At 50.4% G+C, this 19,799-nt stretch carries 17 protein-coding genes; 12 read left to right on the forward strand and 5 right to left on the reverse strand.

What is annotated here, in order from left to right:
- Positions 1-910 precede the first annotated feature (910 nt).
- From NOG12_RS11990 to NOG12_RS12000, 3 genes are all read left to right on the forward strand, one after another.
- Positions 911-1,252, forward strand: coding sequence for a DUF4258 domain-containing protein (locus NOG12_RS11990; protein WP_313933375.1), 342 nt, complete (start codon positions 911-913; stop codon positions 1,250-1,252).
- Between the two features lie 9 nt (positions 1,253-1,261).
- Positions 1,262-1,702, forward strand: a complete 441-nt coding sequence (locus tag NOG12_RS11995; protein ID WP_313933376.1) for a helix-turn-helix domain-containing protein — start codon at positions 1,262-1,264, stop codon at positions 1,700-1,702.
- 118 nt (positions 1,703-1,820) lie between these two features.
- Positions 1,821-2,243 carry a GNAT family N-acetyltransferase gene (locus NOG12_RS12000; protein WP_313933377.1) on the forward strand — a complete coding sequence of 141 codons (423 nt, stop codon included), beginning with the start codon at positions 1,821-1,823 and terminating at the stop codon, positions 2,241-2,243.
- Between the two features lie 92 nt (positions 2,244-2,335).
- Here the strand turns inward: NOG12_RS12000 and NOG12_RS12005 are convergent, their stop codons facing one another.
- Together NOG12_RS12005 and NOG12_RS12010 are read right to left on the reverse strand one after the other, a co-directional pair.
- On the reverse strand, positions 2,336-5,578 hold the full coding sequence (locus tag NOG12_RS12005) for an AAA family ATPase (RefSeq protein ID WP_313933378.1): 3,243 nt from the start codon (positions 5,576-5,578) through the stop codon (positions 2,336-2,338).
- 2 nt (positions 5,579-5,580) lie between these two features.
- Positions 5,581-6,744, reverse strand: a complete 1,164-nt coding sequence (locus NOG12_RS12010) for an exonuclease SbcCD subunit D (RefSeq protein WP_313933379.1) — start codon at positions 6,742-6,744, stop codon at positions 5,581-5,583.
- A 238-nt stretch (positions 6,745-6,982) separates the two neighbouring features.
- Between NOG12_RS12010 and NOG12_RS12015 the strand changes: the two genes are divergently transcribed.
- The 8 genes from NOG12_RS12015 to NOG12_RS12050 all read left to right on the forward strand — a co-directional run bounded on the left by NOG12_RS12015 (position 6,983) and on the right by NOG12_RS12050 (position 16,686).
- Positions 6,983-7,384 carry a GFA family protein gene (locus NOG12_RS12015; protein WP_313933380.1) on the forward strand — a complete coding sequence of 134 codons (402 nt, stop codon included), beginning with the start codon at positions 6,983-6,985 and terminating at the stop codon, positions 7,382-7,384.
- Positions 7,385-7,466: 82 nt separating this feature from the next.
- A complete protein-coding gene (locus NOG12_RS12020; RefSeq protein ID WP_313933381.1) occupies positions 7,467-8,252 on the forward strand; it encodes a DUF429 domain-containing protein in 786 nt (261 codons plus the stop codon).
- A 2-nt stretch (positions 8,253-8,254) separates the two neighbouring features.
- Positions 8,255-9,778 carry an FAD-binding domain-containing protein gene (locus NOG12_RS12025; RefSeq protein ID WP_313933382.1) on the forward strand — a complete coding sequence of 508 codons (1,524 nt, stop codon included), beginning with the start codon at positions 8,255-8,257 and terminating at the stop codon, positions 9,776-9,778.
- 137 nt (positions 9,779-9,915) lie between these two features.
- On the forward strand, positions 9,916-10,215 hold the full coding sequence (locus NOG12_RS12030; protein WP_313933383.1) for a monooxygenase: 300 nt from the start codon (positions 9,916-9,918) through the stop codon (positions 10,213-10,215).
- Between the two features lie 38 nt (positions 10,216-10,253).
- Positions 10,254-13,943 carry an ATP-binding protein gene (locus tag NOG12_RS12035; protein ID WP_313933384.1) on the forward strand — a complete coding sequence of 1,230 codons (3,690 nt, stop codon included), beginning with the start codon at positions 10,254-10,256 and terminating at the stop codon, positions 13,941-13,943.
- Positions 13,943-14,560 (forward strand): hypothetical protein, encoded by a 618-nt coding sequence (locus tag NOG12_RS12040; protein ID WP_110076927.1) that lies wholly within the window; start codon positions 13,943-13,945, stop codon positions 14,558-14,560. The genes NOG12_RS12035 and NOG12_RS12040 overlap by 1 nt, the downstream gene beginning before the upstream one ends.
- On the forward strand, positions 14,560-15,852 hold the full coding sequence (locus tag NOG12_RS12045; protein WP_313933385.1) for a hypothetical protein: 1,293 nt from the start codon (positions 14,560-14,562) through the stop codon (positions 15,850-15,852). The genes NOG12_RS12040 and NOG12_RS12045 overlap by 1 nt, the downstream gene beginning before the upstream one ends.
- An 18-nt stretch (positions 15,853-15,870) precedes the next feature.
- The gene (locus tag NOG12_RS12050; RefSeq protein ID WP_313933386.1) at positions 15,871-16,686 is read left to right on the forward strand and encodes a DUF7281 domain-containing protein; all 816 of its coding nucleotides are present in this window, start codon (positions 15,871-15,873) and stop codon (positions 16,684-16,686) included.
- 173 nt (positions 16,687-16,859) lie between these two features.
- Here the strand turns inward: NOG12_RS12050 and NOG12_RS12055 are convergent, their stop codons facing one another.
- The 3 genes from NOG12_RS12055 to NOG12_RS12065 form a co-directional block, all read right to left on the reverse strand.
- Positions 16,860-17,387 carry an NAD(P)/FAD-dependent oxidoreductase gene (locus NOG12_RS12055; RefSeq protein WP_313933387.1) on the reverse strand — a complete coding sequence of 176 codons (528 nt, stop codon included), beginning with the start codon at positions 17,385-17,387 and terminating at the stop codon, positions 16,860-16,862.
- Positions 17,388-17,488: 101 nt separating this feature from the next.
- Positions 17,489-17,905, reverse strand: a complete 417-nt coding sequence (locus NOG12_RS12060) for a VOC family protein (protein WP_153827309.1) — start codon at positions 17,903-17,905, stop codon at positions 17,489-17,491.
- 28 nt (positions 17,906-17,933) lie between these two features.
- Positions 17,934-18,926, reverse strand: a complete 993-nt coding sequence (locus NOG12_RS12065) for an LLM class flavin-dependent oxidoreductase (protein WP_153827310.1) — start codon at positions 18,924-18,926, stop codon at positions 17,934-17,936.
- 129 nt (positions 18,927-19,055) lie between these two features.
- Between NOG12_RS12065 and NOG12_RS12070 the strand changes: the two genes are divergently transcribed.
- Positions 19,056-19,772 carry a sulfatase-like hydrolase/transferase gene (locus tag NOG12_RS12070; protein WP_313933388.1) on the forward strand — a complete coding sequence of 239 codons (717 nt, stop codon included), beginning with the start codon at positions 19,056-19,058 and terminating at the stop codon, positions 19,770-19,772.
- The last annotated feature ends 27 nt before the right edge of the window (positions 19,773-19,799 follow it).

Consider the following 19,799-nt stretch of genomic DNA (forward strand, 5'->3'; position numbering starts at 1 on the left):
ACAATCACATACACTCGGACAACCAAAAGCGCCGCTCGTTCCTCGCTCTGCTTTTGGTTGCAGGTGATGTGAAGCGTTAACTGTCACGGAAGATCTCAGTGAAATTTGAAATATCGAGCAATCTTAAAATCAGTCCCGAAGATGTTGCTGGGCTGCTTACCATGAAGGGCGTGAATAGGGAATTGAGCCCTCTCATTCGTATGACCGCTCCCTCAGAATGGTCAAGCAAGCCAATCTTTGAGTGGCCTTCCGGTAGGGTATTCTTTTCAAGCTGGATACTCCTTTTCGGTATCCTTCCCATCGATCGGCACACATTTTTTTTTCAATCCATTGATCCCCAACGGGGTTTTGTGGAGGCATCCAGTACTTTAACCAATAAGCTGTGGCACCATCGGCGGGACATCAATCGGAACGGGGCATTATGCTGGGTCACCGATACCATCGAGTTCCAGTGTAGGTTGCCAGTGTTGGCAGACGTTCTGGCACCTGTCTACCGACTCATCTTCAAGCACCGTCATCAGGTGCTAAGGTCATACTATGGTGGCAGCGCCAGTTAATTCAGCGTTAACGTCCGCTCCAGGCACGAAGCAGACCTCAATAACCTTCAGCAGGACCTAGTGCTTTTTACCTGAAAATTCGCTGAATGATGCGTTCACGAAAGCGACCGATCGCTGGTTACTGGGTAGCCTCGCGCAGACGGAAATAAACGGTAACACGGTAATTCAAATGGGAGGGAGTACCGATTATGGCTATACCGCATTAATTCAGTATGTCCCTCATCATGACCTCATGATAATTTTGCTACTTAAAGCCCACAATAATATATTATCGCACCGAACTGTCAGCCAACACCCGCTTGACATTTTCTAAGTTCCAGCTCAAAATTTCCTATCAAAATGATAGGTGACTCATGGACGAGAACACTCCAAAGGGAATTGTCGAATTCCCTTTAACTGAGATGACGGCGCGTTACATCGTTAATGATCTTGCGGAGAACTATACTTCTAGAATTCGCTGGAGTCGGCATGTGAAACAACGAATGCTTGAGCGAGGCGTTACCTCGCGTCAAATTCTCACACTTTTAAGAAGTAAGTATTCAGTGTTTAGAGAGGGACCTTACCGAGAGCTGAATGGCGATTGGAAATTTAACCTTAAAGGACTTGCCGCGGGGAAAATAATCGAGTTGACGGTAGTGCTTAAAAATCATCAAGATTCACCGAGTTCGGTACTTGTTACAGTTTGGGTAGAGTAGGAGATAATCATGTACCATTACAGCGAAAGCGGCTTGCCTAATGTGTATCTGAAAAATGGCTATTCGATTGATGTGATTGATGATGAAGAATATACCAGTATCGATGATTTAGAGGGGCTCCATCGAGTTTTGGCTAGAACAATAGCGAGTAAAGCGATGCCGCTAACCAACGCCGAATTTAAATTCTTACGAATTGAACTAAACCTTTCACAACGTATTTTGGGCAAACGGTTTGGTGTTTCTGAGCAAACAATTGCTCGTTATGAGAAAGGCCAGTCAGATATTCCACGTACAACAGATGCTGCATTACGGTCGTTATACATGGAAAGTATTAAGCAAAATAATTCGGTTAGTTTTTTCTTAGATTTACTTGCCAATTACGAGGCCGAACAGGCAGCACAGAAAATTTTACTTGAGGAAATTGACCGACAGTGGAAACTAGCTGTTTAGGTTTTAATTAAACGAGGGTAGCTCAATTGTTTACTACTCAAACACATAGCAAGCCTCTTCATTCGGAGCCTGAGACGCTCTCAAGTTGGCGCGCTTTACGCGAGCGATAGAAGATTCCATGATTTCATTTCAGCGAACAGAAAATTTATCAGCTTCAGCTCTGATGACTTATGAAAATATGCGCTCATATTACGAGCACTATGCTGTTGATTGGGATTGTTCAAAAATTGAAGAACAAATCCGTGATTTGGTCAATTTCGACCTATTGTTGAAAGGTGAAGTTGTCGGTGCAATACGATTAGCATTTGATAATGATAGCTGCTATGTCCGTGATTTACAGGTTAGCCATCATCATCAAAATAAAGGGTTTGGAGCAGCAGCCCTCGCTGAATGTGAACGTTTAGCAATTAATTCGGGTACAAATCGTCTTAAATTACGGGTGTTTAGAATTAGTCCAGCTTATAAGCTTTATATTAGGTCAGGTTTTGTTGTCGATAGTGAAGACGAAAGGTTTTATAACATGTCGAAAATGCTCTCCTAACGAACGCTTGAATAGCAACAGTAATCGCGTATCAAATTTTTCTGAACAAGGAGACAGATGTTTAGCTGAAGCTCCACCCAATCTGGGTGGGATTACAATCCCACCCGCAACGAACTTCCGCCAATACCTCGCACCACATCAATGCGTTTGGTGATTCGCTGTTTGAGCTCGCTTACGTGCGAGATGATGCCGATGGTGCGGCCGCTATCGCGTAGGTGAGCGAGGACGTTGATGGCTTGGTCGAGTGCTTCGCTATCGAGGCTGCCAAAGCCTTCGTCAATAAACAGGGTATCGATTTTTATGCCACCGGCGTAGCTTTGTACTACATCGGATAGGCCCAATGCTAGGGCGAGGGCGGCCATAAAACTCTCGCCGCCCGAGAGGGTATTGACCTCGCGCTGTTTGCCGGTGTGGCTATCGTCGATCATTAGCTCAAGGCCACCGTGACTGCGGGCGTCGCCTCCTTCACGTCGACGCACGAGTTGATAACGCCCTTGGGTCATTTGTGCTAAGCGCTGCGAGGCTTCGTGGAGTACATCATCCAATAAGATAGCCAAAACAAAGCGATTCAGGCTGATGCGGCTATTGTTATTGCCGGCTAAGGTTTGTGCGAGGCGTCCTAGTACGGCGTAATTGCGTTCTAAATCGGCGCTTTGCGCGGCGCGTCTTTGGTACTTATCGATATTGTCTTTGAGCTGCTTGTGCTCGGTATACAGGATCTGCCAAGCTTGCAGTTTTTCATGCTCGAGCGTTGCGGCTTGAGAGCGTTGTTCAGCAAGTTGAGCGAGATCAGGCTTGGCTTGGTTGCCGATGGCTATGGTTTCGGAATCGATGCCCGTTTGCACTTGGGTTACTTGGTTTTTATAGGTCTCCACTTGCTGTTGCAGTGTGTCGGCGGTTGCTTGATCTAGTAGGGCTTGACTAAAAGCCTCGGCGTCAGCAAAGGGTGAGGCGCTGAGTTTTTCGTGCCAACGGCTTTCGGCTTGGTTTAAGGTTTGCGTTGCTGTGGTTACTTCTGTGAGAGCGCTGGCGAGGGTGCTTTGCGCCGTGGTGTGATGGTTTTCAGCTCGTTTTAACTGAGTTTGAGCCTTGTCGTGGGCAAGACGTAAGTTGTCGCGCTCGGTCTGAATTTGTTGGTGTTCATTGGTTATTTGCGCCACCTCACGCTTGCGCAGCTCGCCATCTTTATCGAGGGCGGCGAGCTGGCTTTCGCTGTTGCTATGCGCCTGGGTGGCATCTTGTAGCTGGGTATTGGCCTCGGCTAGGGCCTGCTCTTGTTGGGCTATCTGGTTGACAAGATTGGCTTGCGTGGCCTCAAGTTCTGTTTCTTGCGTGCGTTCGCGATGCTGGCGTTGCTCGATCTCACGTAACTGCGTTTGCACCAGCTGTAACTGTGCTGCTAATTCTTCTAGTAATTCTTCAGCATCTTGTGCGGGCGCTTTTTTGTTAACAGAGTGCTTGCTAACAGAGTGCTTGCTAACAGAGTGCGTGCTAACAGACTGCTGGTTGGCCGACGGCTCACTGGCAGCGTGTTGAGTGGCAGAGCACGCAACTGGCTTAGCCAAGGTGTCAATCACCTGGCTGACGCGTTTAGCAATTTCGTTGCGGGCCTGCTCCGCTTTGGTGTGGTTGTTGGCCGCAAGTTCAAGTGCTGTTTGAGCTTGGTGTTCAGCACGGCGTTTTGTCTGGGCGAGGGCTTCAGCGGCATCTAATTGTTCTTGGCTGACCAAGTCTTGCTGGCGTGCTAGATGGGCTGGAGCCGGGTGCTCTGTGCTGCCACAGACCAGACAGGGCTGGCCGGGCTGCAGTTTTTGCGCCAATGCTGCGGCTTGTTCTTGGTACCAGCGTAAAAAGAGGCTGTCGCGCGCCTGTTGGGCTTGTTCGGTAGCCGCTTGGGCTGCAGATAATGGGGCTTGCGCGGCAAGCCATGCGTGCTGGGCGGTTAGCACCTCGGCATGACGCTTCTTAAGTTCATCGTGCAACTGTTGATGATGCGCTAATTGGGTGCGCTGCGCCTCGGTGTTGGTGTGCTGTTTAATCCGTTCGCGAAGTGCGGTGAGCTCGCTGGTTACTTGGTTATGGTTGGTTTTGAGCTGCGCCAGATGTTCGGCAGCTACAGTCTTTTGAGTGTTTGCTTGGGTTACCGCTTGGGCTTGTTGCTGGAGGTTTGCCATCAGCTGTTGCAACTGCTGCACGGTTGCTACTAACCGACTGAGCTCATCAAGGCGCAAGTTCAACTGCTCTATACGTGCCGGGTGGTCAGCTACTGTTTTGAGTTCAGCTTGGGTTTGGTTCAGCGCTGCCGTGGCTTGCTCTGCCTGTGCTTGCGCTTTGTTGTATGCCAGCTGACGATGGCCGAGTGCGTCTTTACTCTGGGTAAATGTTTGCCAAAACGGTTGCAGATGGAGTGCTTGAGCATGGGCTTTGAGTTGCTGCTGATGTTGCTGCATCTCGTTATGCTGTTCAGCCAGGTGTTTGAGTTTGTTTTGTAGCTCGGCAAGGTTCACGAAGCGCTTATTCAGCTCTTCGGCTTGGGTGTAGTGAGTTTGCGCTTGGCTGAATTGTTGTTTAGCGTGCTCATGCTCAGCTTGTGCGTCTGCCAACGGGGGCTGCAATTCATCAAGATGCGCTAGAGCGGCCTCGATGGTCGGGTGTCCCATGTCTTTTAAGCGTTGCTCAAGCTCGTTTTTTAAGGTGGTGTAATCGCGGTTAACGGCAAGGGCGCGTTGGCTTAAGGCCTCTTCGATAAGCTTGAAGCGCTGGGTTTGAAATAAGCTTTCAAGAACGTTTTCACGTTCGCTTGATTTCGCCAACAAAAACTCACGAAAACGGCCTTGCGGCAGCACCACAACTTGGCGGAACTGGTCGGCATTAAGGCCCAGCAAAGCTTGTGCCTGTTGGCTGACATCGTTTACTTTATTGGCTAGTAGCTCGCTGGTTTGCCACTGGGTGGCATCGTGCGTGGCGGCATCCGGCTGCACCCGCCAGAGGGTGGCGCTGGCTGCACGGGTAGTTTCGCCGTCACCGCGCCTGGCTTTGACGGTTTGGGTGGGGCTGCGCTCTACTTTATAGGTCTGGGCACCGCAGCTAAAAATCAGCACGACGGACGTTTCTTGGTCATTAGGGGCGTGATCACAGCGCATGTTTTGCCCGCTGCGGTCACCCGTGGTGCTGTTAAAAAGTGCGAAAGTCATGGCATCTAGCAGGGTGGTTTTACCCGCGCCAGTGGGGCCATTAATTAAAAACAGCGGATTGTCGCCAAGCTCATTAAAGTGGATGCACTGTGTGTCAGCAAAGGGGCCGAAGGCGCTCATTTCAAGGTAAATAGGCTTCATGGTTACAGTTCCTTCTGTTTGTTAAGCACGTCTTGCACCACATCGTTCAGTACTTGGCGCTGTTCAGCACTGAGATGGTCGTCGGTCATGGCATGAAAAAAGTCATCGATGATGTCTAACTCTGTGCGTGCCAGTTGCTCTTTGCTATGCACCTTGACGACCTCGCTGTCGCTGCGTTCTAGCACTCGCTTGGTGAGATCGAGAATATTGGGATATACCTGCCGTAACCTTGCCATGGGGTCTAGCAGGGCTTCTTTGTCGGTGAGTTTTACTTGTACGTAATCTTGGTGATAGGGGTCGTTTTTGCCCTGCTCGAGAATCTCAGCAAAAGCGCCTTCGATAATGCGTACATCACGTAACGGCTTCAGTGGGTATTGGCTGATATCAGTCTGCTGGTCGGCAGTAAATTTCACCAAAGTGACGCTCTTCTTATGGTTCACTTCAGAAAAACTATATTTTAACGGTGAGCCGCTATAACGCACGTGCTGGTAGCCACGATACTGGGCTTGGTGCAGGTGGCCAAGGGCGGTGTAATGAAAATCTTTAAACAGATTGGCATCAACGCATTCGGCCCCACCGATACTGAGGGGACGCTCTGAGTCGCTCACACTTGCTCCGGCAATAAAGCTATGACTTACCACAACGTGAGTAGCTTGCTGGTTAGGATGGTCTGCAAGATGTTGCTTAAGCAGGTTGGTGACGTGCTCTTGGGCGCTTTGATGATCCGTTGTCTTCACCCCGTAGAAGTCATTCACGTGCTCAGGATCGCAATAAGGTATTCCCCAAATGACTAATTCGCCGGCGTCGGTTGTCAGTGTTACGGGTGTGAGTAACTGCTCAAAGGAGGTGAATAGATGCAAGCCGCTGTGCTTGAGTAAATTCGCGCCAAAACCAAGCCGTTTCGCCGCATCGTGATTCCCTGAAATCATCACTACCGGAATCTGATGTTCGCTGATCAGGGTGTTCAAGGTACGGTCAAGTAGGGTGACAGCCTCAGCTGGCGGTAGTGCCCGGTCATAGACATCGCCGGCAACAATCACCACATCAACTTGCTCGGCAACGGCGCAGGCAATGATTTGTTGAAGGATGTGGGCCTGATCTTCAAGCAACGATTGCTGGTTAAAGATCCGGCCAAGATGCCAATCTGAGGTGTGTAAAATTTTCATGGAACCGTCCTGATGTTGCTGCATGGCTGTGCTGTCAATTCAAGGATAGTACCATAGCTTGCCGTGGCGACACTTAGTGTCGTAACTGAATAAAGTTGAAGCCACGGCAAAACTTGCCGAAGTTGGCCACTCCGAAAGGTTAACGAACTAATCCAAGGTGGCGGAATTCTTATTCTTGAGTAGAGTAGTTGTGTGTTATCTCAATTTAACTCAACGTAACTCAAAAAAGGATAGGACTATGGCAACTCATAGAGGGTCGTGTTTATGCGGCGCCGTCACCTTTGAAGTTCAGGGCGAATTTGACAGTTTTTATGTGTGTCACTGCCGTTACTGCCAAAAAGATACCGGCTCGGCTCATGCCGCTAATCTTTTTGCGAGTTCAGCCACGTTAAACTGGCTTGCTGGAGCTGAGGCAGTCACTTCATTTACCCTGCCCAATACCCGACACAGCAAGAGCTTCTGCAGACACTGTGGCTCGGCTTTACCTAATCAACCGAGTGCATCTATGTTGATGGTTCCTGCTGGGTGTTTGGATTCGCCCATCAATCTATCACCTACAGCTCGTCTTTTTACCGCCAGTGAACCTACCTGGTGTAAGGCTTTAGAGACAAGCCCAACGTTTCAAGGTTTACCTGAATAACATCTTGTTGTCGCAGCTCATCATGATCTAAAACCACCGAATAGACAGTAATGAAAGTTTAAGGTTAGGCAGGAGAAAGGTGATGGCGTCGGTGGTGGTAGGCGTGGATGTGGCATGTTCACGACAGAAGCGTATTCCGATTGTTTTTGCGCAGTGGCAAGGGGCGCGGTTGGTGCCGTTGCCGGTGCGACAGTTGGCGGTACAACCTCCGTTTGGACAGGGCAACAGACGCGTTATTGATGACGCCTATACGGCAAGTTACGCCGAGCAAGTGCGCGCTTATATCGATGCCGTGTGTGACCATTACCAGTTGCAGATTGCGTGTATTGGTATCGATGCGCCGCTCCGCCCGCGCGCTGAGCAGCTCTCATTTCGGTTGGCTGAACAGGCGTTAGCCGACGCTGGCATTCGTTGTTACAAAACACCGTCGGCCACAGAATTCAGGGCTATTGTGGACAAAGCGCAGCAGCACTTGGCCGCTCGAAAGCCCGTTGCGAACATGCCTCATGTGATGCAATTGTGGATGCTTGCTGGTTTTGCGTTGGCCGAACAGTTAGCAGAGCTGGCGCCGTTGATTGAAGTTTTTCCGCAGGCAACGATTCGGCAATTACTCCCGCAAACTCCGCATAAGACCGCCCTGGGTGTGCCTGAGAAGCAATTGGCTGCCATTGCACAGCACAGCGGTTGGCCAGCCACAGAAAACGAGTGGCAACAGCTACCGCAAATTAGTTTTGGCAGCACCCACGATAAAGTTGACGCCTACAGTGCGGCTTGGGTTGCTGGCTTGAAAGTGCACGCACCGCATCGATTACAAGTGTTTGGAGAGGTGGCACAGGATGATGCGATCTGGGTGCCGCGCGCAGTATGAAGATGTCGACAAGCGTTCAGGTGGTTTGGTTTAAACGCGACCTTCGTTGTGTCGACCATGCGGCGTTGGCTGCAGCCGCTGAAGCTGGGCCGGTGCTGGCTTTGTATGTGATTGAGCCGAATTATTGGCAGCTCTCTGATACCAGTAACCGCCAGTGGATGTTTGTGCGTGATGCCTTGGTGGATTTGCAGCAGCAGCTGGCGGCGCTGGGCGGGCAATTGTGGTTAGCTCACGGGCATGTACTGGAGGCGCTAAGCGAGTTACATCAAGTGCTGCCGCAGTTTGTCCTGCATAGTCATCAAGAGCACGGTAATTTATGGACCTTTAAGCGCGACCAAGCAGTAGGGCGGTTCTGTCGTGGGCACCAGCTAACTTGGCATGAATATCCCCAGTTTGGGGTGGTGCGGCCAGTACAGCGCCGTGTTGGTAGCTTTCATGAGCATTGGTTTGATTGGATGCAGCAAGCGCAGCAGACCCTGCCCGAGCACATCGCTTTTGTGCCGCCGGCGTGGTTGGAATCTACCTCATTGCGGCCGTTGGCGATTGAGTTACTGCCCACCAATTTAGGCACTGATGCTTACCTGTTGCGATCGCGCCAGCAAGGCGGACGCCGCGAGGGTTTGGCATTATTGGAGAGTTTTCTAACACGCCGTAGTGAGCGTTATCGAGGTTCGATTAGTTCACCTTTGACGGCGGTTTCAAGCTGCTCGCGACTGAGCCCTTATTTAGCTTATGGCTGCTTGAGTTTGAAAGAAATTGTGCAAGCCACCGAGAGCAGCCGTGCCAAAACCGTGCCTATTCATTGGCGTAAAAGCCTAGCGGATTTTAGCCAACGATTATGGTGGCATTGTTATTTTATTCAGCGCTTTGAAAGCAATCATCGAATGGAGTTTCAGGCGTTGGTGCCGGCTACGGATAAGTTACCGCGGCCTTTTGATGCCGAGCGTTTTGCTGCGTGGCAGCATGGCCGTACCGGCTGGCCAATGGTGGATGCTTGCATGCGTTATTTGCATGTGCACGGCTGGATAAATTTTCGGATGCGCGCCATGTTGGTTTCTGCGGCAACCTATTCACTGTCGTTGCCATGGCGTCCGGTGGCCGAGTGGTTAGCGCAACTGTTTGTGGACTACGAGCCAGGGATTCACTTTCCGCAGGTGCAGATGCAAAGTGGCCACGCCGGTAATTCGATTCTACGCATTTATAACCCGGTGATGCAGGCGCAAAAGCTTGATCCACAAGGGCAATTCGTGCGTCGCTGGGTGCCGGAACTGCGTTCTATCGATGCGATGTGGCTGTTTGAGCCTTGGCTGATGCCGGTGCATCTAAAACAACAGCAGGGCATCGATTACCCGCTGCCATTAGTCGACTTTGAGCAGGCCCATCGACAACTCAAAAACGACGTGAGCCAGCTACGTAAAGAACACAACCTTCGCCCCGCCCGCGGCTTCAATGAGCGCCGCTCGCGCACCGGCTCACGCTCGCGCAACCCCCCCCCACCTGATAGCCAACTCAGCCTGTTTGACTAACCCGTGAGGAACTTGCGGCCCCAGCTACGGACCCAGCTACGGAGGTGGGTCTGCAAGTTCCTCAATGAATTGTTGTAAGCGCGGTATCATGGTTTAATAATGGCTAGGTTTGTTGCTATAAAAGGTGGAGGTTGGTGATGAAGATATTGCAGGTGGATTTTCCGTATGCAGGGCCGTTTGGTGCTGAGATGGCGGCACAGATGCAACAGTTGGCAGAATCTATTACCCAAGAGCCAGGCTTTTTGTGGAAGATCTGGACAGAAAACCAAGCTAATGGTGAAGCGGGCGGTCTTTATGCTTTTACTGACGAGGCCTCAGCGCAAGCTTATTTAGAGATGCATAGTGCTCGGTTGAAGTCGTTTGGGGTGCCATCCGTACGTGGCCGCATCTTTGATATAAACAGCGAGTTATCAACGATTACTAAAGCTCCACTTTAACTCCCTACTTAAAAACTAAAATAATTGACGGAAACGAGATGGCGAAGCTGTTAAAGATAATCATGATTAATGGGCATCTGCCGGGTGTGGTGGAGTTGGAACTGGATGGCCATACCAATATTTGTGGTAGCAATGCATCGGGTAAAACCACGTTGCAGCGGATGATTCCGGTTTTTTATGGTGAGCTTCCTAATCGGGTGGTGCCGCGCACTCGGCTAAGTTTTGATAAGTATTATTTGCCGTACAAAAATAGTTACGTGATTTATGAATACGAGCGACCTCGCCATGGTTTGGCGCAAGTGGTTTTAACTAAGCGCGCCGATGGGATTGATTATCGGTTTGTGGATGCCGGCTATGATCCACAGCATTATTTATTAGAAAAAACCGATGGCGTGGTGGCAAAAGAATATCAAGATTGGGCGCACTTTATGCGTGGGCTATCGATTGATATGTCGGCCAAGATCTCGACCACCACGGAATACCGCAATATTATTCTTAACGATATTAAAAATGACCGTAGCCAGCGTAGCGAGAGTTTAAAATATCGGCAATTAGCAGCGCGTTATGCGCTAGCCCAAGATAATCATAGGTTGCGCCATATTGAGAAACTGGTGTCTGCGGTGCATGCCAAAGAAGGCAAAATGGATACGCTGAAAAGCATGCTGGCGGCCATTTTAGAGGAAGACGGCTATCAGCGCCCAGCCAATACGTTTACGGGCGATAAAATTAAAAGCTGGCTGCGTGATATGAAGCAGTTCATGAAAGTTGAACGCTTGCAAAAGAGTCTAGCTGAAATTGAGCGCGTAAGTGCCGAACGCAATAATAATGTGGCGGCATTATGGCAATTAAAAAAGGTGATTGAGACCGATTTTAGTCAGCAAAAAATAGCGAAGGCAGATGCTGAACAGCGGTTACAACTTTTGAAGCGGGAACTTGCAGAGGCGCAAGCTCATTACGAGCAGGTACGAGGCCAATTACGCCAACAACAAGGTGATGCACAAGCTGATTTGGATCAAGCTGAACAGCGTTTGAGCAGTGCCCAGCGCGAATATGATGACTATCGCGAGCAAGATGTAGAGCGGCTGGGGCGTGAGCTGGAGTTGTTACCTGAACGCCGCGCCGAGCTGCAAGAGTTAGAGCAGCATTATCACTTGCTGATGGAAAAGCACCAAGATGCGGAACAGCAATTAAATAGTCACAAACTGAAATTGCGCGATGCGCTAGAGCATAAGAGTCAAAAATTACGTGCGCAGATGCAAGTTAAAGCGGGTTTGCGTGAGCAATTGATGCAAGCGCAACTGGATGCCGCCAAGCAGCAGAGTCTGCAGTTGCAGCAAGAGTTGCAACGAGTGCGTGAACAGTTTGAGGCGCAGTTAGAAGCGCTGCAAAACGAGTTGGCGGCTAAGCAAGCTCAAGCGGGTTTGTCGATGCTTAACAGCGACGAGCACGAGGCGATGCGAATAGCTGAAGCGCGGGTAGATGAAGCGCAAGAACGCCTGAATCAGCAGCAAACGTTAGTGACCAAGCAACAGGAGCAGCTGAATGTAGCGTTGCGTGAGCGCGAGCGCGCTGATGCAGATGTGCGTGACGCGCGTAGCCGCAGTGCTCAAGCTGCGAGTCGGGTAGAACAATTACAACAGCAGTTGGCGCCGGCTCCTGGCAGTCTCCGCCAGTTTTTAGGGCAGCATGTGGATGATTGGCAACAGAGCTTGGGGAAAGTACTAGCCGAACCTTTATTGCAGCGTACTGATTTAGCGCCGCAACAGGTCAATCACCAAGAGCAGCCCAGTTTGTATGGCATTCAGCTAGATTTAAGCGCCGTTGAATTGCCCGATTACGCCAGTACGGACGAGCGTTTGCAGGAGCAACACGAGCAAGCCAGCGAGCAGTGGCAGCGCACCCAGCAACAGGTGCAGGAAACAGAAAAGACTTTTGCGAAGGCAGTTGAGCATGCGAAATTGCAGCAACAACAATTAGATAGGTTGCAACAGCAGTTACGCAGCAGTACCCAAGATGTGGAGTTTGCCCGCGACAACAAGCAACGCTTACTGCATACCCAGCGCCAATTAGAGCAGGAGCGTAAAGGGCAACTGCGGCAGCGGTTAGAGCAGTTACAGCAACAACTGCAGAAAACTAAAGAGCAGCGAGCGCAGGCCCTAGCTGAGGTGGAATCGGAGCAGCAAACGCTGGCGCTGGAGCAAACGGCGGAATTTCAGGAGCAGTTGCAAATCCTTGACGATGCCGTGGCTGATTTAAGCAGCGAACTCGAGCGCGCCAAGGCACAAACGGCTGAGCAAATGGCTGACTTAGAGCGAAGCTTTAGTGCCAAGCTGGCTGACGAAGGGGTGGACCCGAAACGCTTAGCCGAGCTAAAGCAGGAGCGTTTACAACGTAGCGAACATATTCGTGATACCGAGGCTCAACGTGATCATTTTGCCAAGTATCAGCAGTTCATGCAGGTCACTTGGCAGGGCCTAAGGCCGCAATGGTTGGCCGCTGAGCAACGTGCAAAACAACAACTGCGCGAAGTAGGCGCAGAGTTAGAGCTGCACGAAAATAAGTACCGTGATCAGAAACAACTGCTGCAACGCCAAGCCAACGATGTGAAAGAGCAGTTGGAGAAAATTGAGCGCCAGGTGATGAATTTACAGGCTTTGGTGCAACGCATGGCGGATTTGCCGGTAGCAACCATAGCTGCGCTTGATACTGATTTTAATGCCGGCGATGTTAGCGAGCACGTGGCGCGAGCTCACCAGCTGTTGGATGATAAGCAGAAGCTTGATAAAGATCTCGAACAGCGCATTCCACGCTTAGAAAGTGATTTACGCCAAGATGCCGATAGCCAATTTATGAGCTTTATTGAGCAATCGTTAGGGCAGTTGGGCGAAGCCCCAGATCTACAAGCGCAAGTTACTACCTTAGCTGAATTGTTAAAAGTGCTGGAAGCCAAACAAGAGCAAACCATTGATCAAGGTCGAACCATCGGTAAAGGCTTGTTTGAATTCTTTACCGTGTTTAACGATATTCATAAACGCGTGAGTGATTACAGCCGGCGCTTAACCCAAGCGGTTACTGATGAACTCACTTTAGATGGTATTGATAAAGCCGAAGTTAAAATCAGTTCAACTATTGATGAATTAAGCTTTTGGAAGCCGCTTAAAGAAATGACTTATCAGTACAAGGTGTGGAATAGTTCTGGCGAATTGTTACCACCTGCGGAATATATTGAACATTTAACTGAGGTGGCTGATTTACTGAAAGCGAATCAGGAATACACCATCGAAAGCTTATTGAAATTACAATTAAACCTGATAGAAAACGGTGAGCCGGTGGTGATTCGTAATGATCGCCAATTAACGGATTCGTCGAGCCATGGTATGGCCTATCTTATTTTATGTAAGTTCTTATTGGCCTTTACGCGGTTATTACGACCACCGCAAGCGGACGTGACCATTCATTGGCCGATCGATGAGATTGGTACTTTGGCATATCACAACGTTGAAAAGTTATTTGATGCCTGTAATCACAACAACATTGATATTGTGGGGGCCTTTCCTAACCCTGAAAGTGATGTGTTGTTGCTGTTTAAGCATAGGTATTTGATTGAACCTCATGCGCAGCAACCTAACAAAGGCCAGTTAAAGCGGATTAAACCACGCGTGTCTGAGCTTACGAAAAAGTTACAGCAGTTGCAGCCTGCTCATCAGGTGACAGGAGGTACCGCCTAATGCCACACGGACCTTTACTAGAAGCCTTGTTAGCGGGGCAGTACATTTGTGCAATTACCAACGAAGATTACTTTACCAAGTTGCAGCGCGACGAGGTGCGTGAAGGCTTGGATGATTATTTACGCCCACTGAACCGCCGGGTGGCCACCAATGATGAACAAACCGTCTTTTTCTTGGCCTATCGCGATATCGACGAACCCGCACGCGAGCACTTAAAACAACAGCTCAGTGTAGTGATGAGTTCGATGTTGCCCTTGTTAGAGTGGTTAACCTATGTGCAAGAAGCCATGGGTAGCGATGCGATTTTGACGGCTGGCGATACCATTAAACTGCAAGAGTTGATGGTAAAAACTGAAGACAACCCAAGTTTGCGTCAGCGCCTGCAAGCCCTAGCAAATGATAAGTTTTTTAACTCGAATGCAGATGCGGTAGATGCCCAAGCCAAGCAAGTGGCTAAGCGCTTGGTTGAGCATGGTTATTTGCTGCAGCCTCATGCCAATCGGTTGTATTTTACCGTCACTGGTAAAATTGATTATTTGCTTGATTTGGTGCGCTTTATTAAAGATGAAGAAAACATCCCGTTGGATGAAAGTCAGAGCCAAGTGGAGTTACTCTAATGGCTGGACAAGAGCGCGAATCACAGCTGCTGAGTAGCTTGTTTGAGGTAGGAGCAGAGCGTCTCAAATTGATAGGCGACCATGCGAAGCTACTGATGCAGGGGTATTTACGCGGTAGCATTGACGTGGCTGCAGTATCCGAGCGCAGTTTAAAGCGCTTGATAGCAGCGCGAATTCTGTATCAACCTGACGCTAGCACCGAAGTTAAATTACGACATCCGGTAACGCAATTAGTCGCGGCTTTGGTGACTGACGAAAGTCGTCGGCAAATTGATGCCGATGTGGCCGATAAACTGGTGGCGATTCGTGGTTACGTAGAAGGCATGCGTGAGGCCCAGCGTATGGGCGATGGCGTACGTGTTGATAGCCAGATGCTGCGTATAGAAGAGGCGGTTTATGATTTAACCTCACAATTTGAAGAAGCCATTTTTAGTTTATGGCACCGCTTGAACAGTAACTTTGGTTTCGTTAGCAATTTAAGCGATAAAATTCGTGAAAATGGTCGTGCTCAACAGCAAATCAAGCGTCTTATTGAAGGGTTGTCGCTGATTGATTTTGATGAGTTTATTGAGCTGGCGGAGGGACATCCGGGGCTTCGTAAACTATTGGTGAGCCGTCTGCAGCAACAAATTAACACCCACCATGGCAGTTTGCTCGAAGTTCAAAAACGCTTAGTTGAGCTGATGACACGCTTCCGAGAGCAGCAAGAACGCAGCTTGTTGGTGGTGAATATGGCGGGTTTTTTGCGCGAGCATCCAAGCTTTGCCATCGGCGATTATTCCTACCGTACTCAGGTGCCCAGATTGGTGAACCATGCCGCTCCGGTGCTGGCAAGTGCGGGGGTAGCGCTGGATAAACGCGAGCAGCAGCCGGCCTTGGTGCCGTTAATTCATAGCTTGTACAAAGAGTTGGCGCTGAAAGCCAAAGTGGATACGGCCAGTTCTAATAGCAATAGCATTGAGGTGAATGCCAAGCAACAAGCGGTTGAGGCACGTCAGCAGCAGCTCAAAGAAGATGCGATGCAATACTTTATTGCGGTCTGTGAGCGGGCCCAAGATACCCAGGCCCATGACGCTGAGCCCTTGTCTGCGCTTGATTACTTGCAGCAACAACAATTGTCATGGCCACCCGAGGTGTGGTTATTTCAGGTGTTGGGCGAGTACAACGGTTTGCCTCGTCACGAGCAGCAGTTATTTCAGTTGTATCGGCAAGAGCAGCCCGCCAGTCGTTTTAACCATCTGTATCTGATTGCTGATATTGCTGTGCGTTATCAGCCTCAATCGGTGGCTTAGGTTGATGGTGCCCTGAGTATGTCTGATTTAAAGCCCCGTGAGCGTAAGTTACTGCAAACTATTGCGGCGCAATTGCAACGCCAGTTGAGAGTGGTGCGAACCGTGCGGGCTACCGACCAAGCTGTGCTTGAATGGTGTGTGGAGCAAGATCTGATTGCTAGTCATGCGGCCCAGCAGCCGCAATTTGCCTACAGCCAAGAGCTGCTCAAGGGCATTAGCACGCGCTTGCAGCAACAACAGTTGGCGCCGCTTGGTACGGATCTTAGCGGTAGCAGTCTGGCCCAAGCCAAACAAGGACAAGCTGAACATAAGAGTGTCCGCAGCAAGCCGCGGGCGCAGCGGGTGTTGATGGCCCGGCAGCAGGAGATCCTGGATGTCGATCAACGCAGCTTAGATCTCGATAACTATGCCGCGTTGGTGGTGGTGGAGAATCTAGATTGCTTTTATCAGTTGCAGCAATTTCAGTTGCCGTCTACGCCTGCACCCATGTTAGTGGTTTACCGCGGCGACGTGGCTTACAGCCAAGGCCGGGCGGCATTGTTGCAACGCTGGCGCAGCAGCGCTAAACCGCTATGCTACTTTGGTGATTTGGATGCCAAGGGCTTTCATATCGCGCAGCAAGAAGGTTTTAGCCATATTGCGGTGCCTGAGTTAGCGTGGTTTTGTGAGCATGCCACAGCACATGCTTATCCGGCCAAACAGCAGGTTTTTGCTGAGCAGCTTGCTGGTGGTGGCGATTTAGCCGGGTATCATCAACTATTGCAACGTGAACAACGCGCCATGTTACAACAATGGCTGCAGGATATTCCCCTGCATTGGGCCCGTTGTCGTTAGCGTAGAAAATCTACTTGTTCAGCGCTGTAGCGGGTTAACTTTAAGCGTTGGCCGATATGCAGGGCCGCACGCAATAACCAGGCGGGCAACCGTTTCGCTTTAAAGAGCGCTGTCATGCTCACCCGCAAGGATGCCATTTAGCAGCAACAACGAACTCGCAGACATAGGTGCTCCTAGCGATTTGAGCGGTTATCAGCCATAGAGGCGAGGGCTTGGCGCTCGGTTGCCAGGGCTTTTAAGTAGCTCTCTTTGTGCACGTAATAAGCCATGCGCTCGAGTTGCAAATAGTTCATGCCGCCATCAATACGCTGATTGGCATGTTGCTGTACTTTGTCGAAAAAACTCTGCGCAGCGCTGGGGTTATCCTGTTGCAGACGAATCACCGCTGCCACTAATTGAGCTTGCTCATCACGGCCTTGCCAGCCAAGCCCCGAAGCCTCGACCATGCCCATCACAAACAGATTGGCATGGCGCGGACTGAATATATTGAGGTACAGCTGCGGTGCGTAACTTTGCCAATTCAAGTGTTCGGCCGCAATAAAGGGGTAATGCAGTTGGTAACCTGTGGCTTGCAAGATCAGATCGTAATCGGCCTGTTGGCCATCGACAAAATCCGCACCGCTGGGCGTGAGCCGGCGAATATCGGGGCGTACTTTAATATCACCATGGCCAATATGATGCGGCTGGCTGGCAGGGTTCAAGTTGGTACGATGTTAATTTTGATGCACAAACCAACGAGCTCGATCTCCAGCTGATAGAAGCGGCTGTAGGAACTGTGTGTGATGCGCAATAGCTGGCTGCGTTAGCTTGGCCAAGCGGGGTTGAACACCACTTCCCACAAATGGCCGTCGGGGTCGCTAAAATAACCAGCGTAGCCGCCCCAAAACACCGTTTGTGGCGCTTTGACTTGGCTGGCTCCGGCGGCAAGTGCTTGCGCAAATACAGCATCTACTTGGTCGCGCTCAGCCACATTGTGGCTGAGCAGCATGTTGGTTGAGGTGGGCTCAGCAAGTGACAACCCTGTGTCGCGAGCTAAGCTAGCACGCGGCCACAGGGCAAGTTTAAGCCCCGGATTAATATCAAAAAAAACCACCGCACCGTATTCGTATTGGGTGCCCACAATGCCAGCAGTAGGCCAGCCTAAACCATCGCGATAGAAAACTAGTGCGCGTTCTAAATCGTCAACCGCTAAGGTAATGACCGAAATACTTGGCTGCATGTGGGGCCTCTCTGGTGATTGTGGCTGGTTACAGCTCGTCATTTTGCATTGCTTGCGCAATAAGCTCGACGGAGCGCAAGCGGGCTTGATGGTCATACACGTCCGATACAATCATGAGTTCATCGACACCGGTTTCCTTGATGAAGCTCTGTAAGCCTTGTCGCACCGTATCAGGAGCGCCAATCACGGACCGCGCTAACATGCGTTCTGCGGTTGCCTTCTCTCTTGGTGACCAATAGCTCTCAATGTCGTCTATGGGTGGCTGACTTAAGCGCTGGCGACCGCCGGCTAAATCAGCAAAAGACATCTGCTGAGTGGTAGCTAAACGGGTAGCTTCGGCGTCCGTGTCAGCAGCAATCACATTAATGCCCGCCATCGCGTAGGGCTCGGCTAGTTGCTTGCTGGGCTTGAACTTACTGCGATAAAGTTGCAGCGCAGGCAGGAGCATTTCAGGTGCAAAATGGGAGGCAAAGGCATAGGGCAAGCCAAGTTCAGCGGCTAAACTGGCGCCGTACATGCTCGAACCTAAAATCCACAAAGGCACTTCCGTACCGGTAGCTGGTACCGCCAAGATCGCTGGTGACTCGCTAGCTGGTGCTAAGTAGCTCTGTAACTCCAAGATATCTTGTGGAAATTGCTCAGATGCATGAGCCGGACGGCGCATAGCACGAATAGCGACGGGGTCCGTGCCAGGGGCTCGGCCTAAACCTAAATCAATACGGCCCGGATACAATTGAGCGAGCGTACCAAATTGCTCCGCAATAATGTAGGGCGCATGGTTGGGTAGCATGATACCGCCTGCGCCGACCCGAATGGATTGGGTGCCGCCAGCGATGTGTGCAACCACCAATGCGGTTGCTGCACTAGCAATACCCGGCATGTTGTGATGTTCAGCTACCCAAATTCGTTGGTAGCCCCATTGTTCGGCGTGATGACCAAGATCACGAGCGTGATTAATGGCAGTGCCAGCATCAGCTGCGGTGGTCACACGCACCAGTTCTAGTAGGGATAATGTTGTCATAGGGGCATTATCTTACATCCAGGTTGGCGGAGCAATGGTATAAATAACTTCCATATGAGCAGCACTAGCTTTGACTTAAGCGAGTAATGGGTCTTTACTTAGTGGTTACGTAGCTAGGGAAAGAAACCTATGTGGCACCTTGTTAAAATGTTCGTTTTCTCGTCAGCGGTGTTGTTGAGCGCATGCAATAATGATTCTGAGGTGGCAACTCCAGTACCTACGCCGCCAGATCCGCCGCTGGCAGAAACGCCACCCAACATCCTGTTTATTGTTATCGATGATGCAGGTATCGATCAGTTTTCGGCTTTTGGGTATGGCGGTGCGGTACCGGCAAATACCATGTCGATTAATGCTATTGCTGAAGCTGGGGTGCGTTTTCGTAATACTTGGACGATGCCTACCTGTTCGCCCACCCGGGTGACGTTTTTTGATGGTCGCTACCCCTTCAGAAATGGTGTTCGAAACGCAATTGTTTCAACGGATTTAGCCAACTCCCAAATGTCTCCCTACGCGGTTTCGGTACCTGAATTACTGCGTTCAGAGGCCGGCTACGTGAGCGCACTTATCGGTAAAATGCATCTAACAGGGTCTGATTTAGGGCCAGATAACCATGCCCTTGGTGACAGCGCCATGCGTGATTTAGGCTGGGATTATTTTGCCGGTTATCTTGATGGTGCGCCTTACCCGATCGATACAACCGCGGGAGGAATTGCGCCAGAGGGTACTTATCAGTGCGGTTGGGTGCCCATTACGGCACTGGATGAAGAACATGGTGCGGATCGCGGGGTTTGTTACTTTGCCGATCAAACTTTTCAAGTGATGAATGATTTAGCAAAACCCGCGTAAACCCTCGCCCAATCGGGCGGGGATATA

It is taken from the genome of Pseudidiomarina fusca, assembly GCF_032227045.1.
GTDB classification, from domain to species: Bacteria; Pseudomonadota; Gammaproteobacteria; order Enterobacterales; family Alteromonadaceae; genus Pseudidiomarina; species Pseudidiomarina fusca.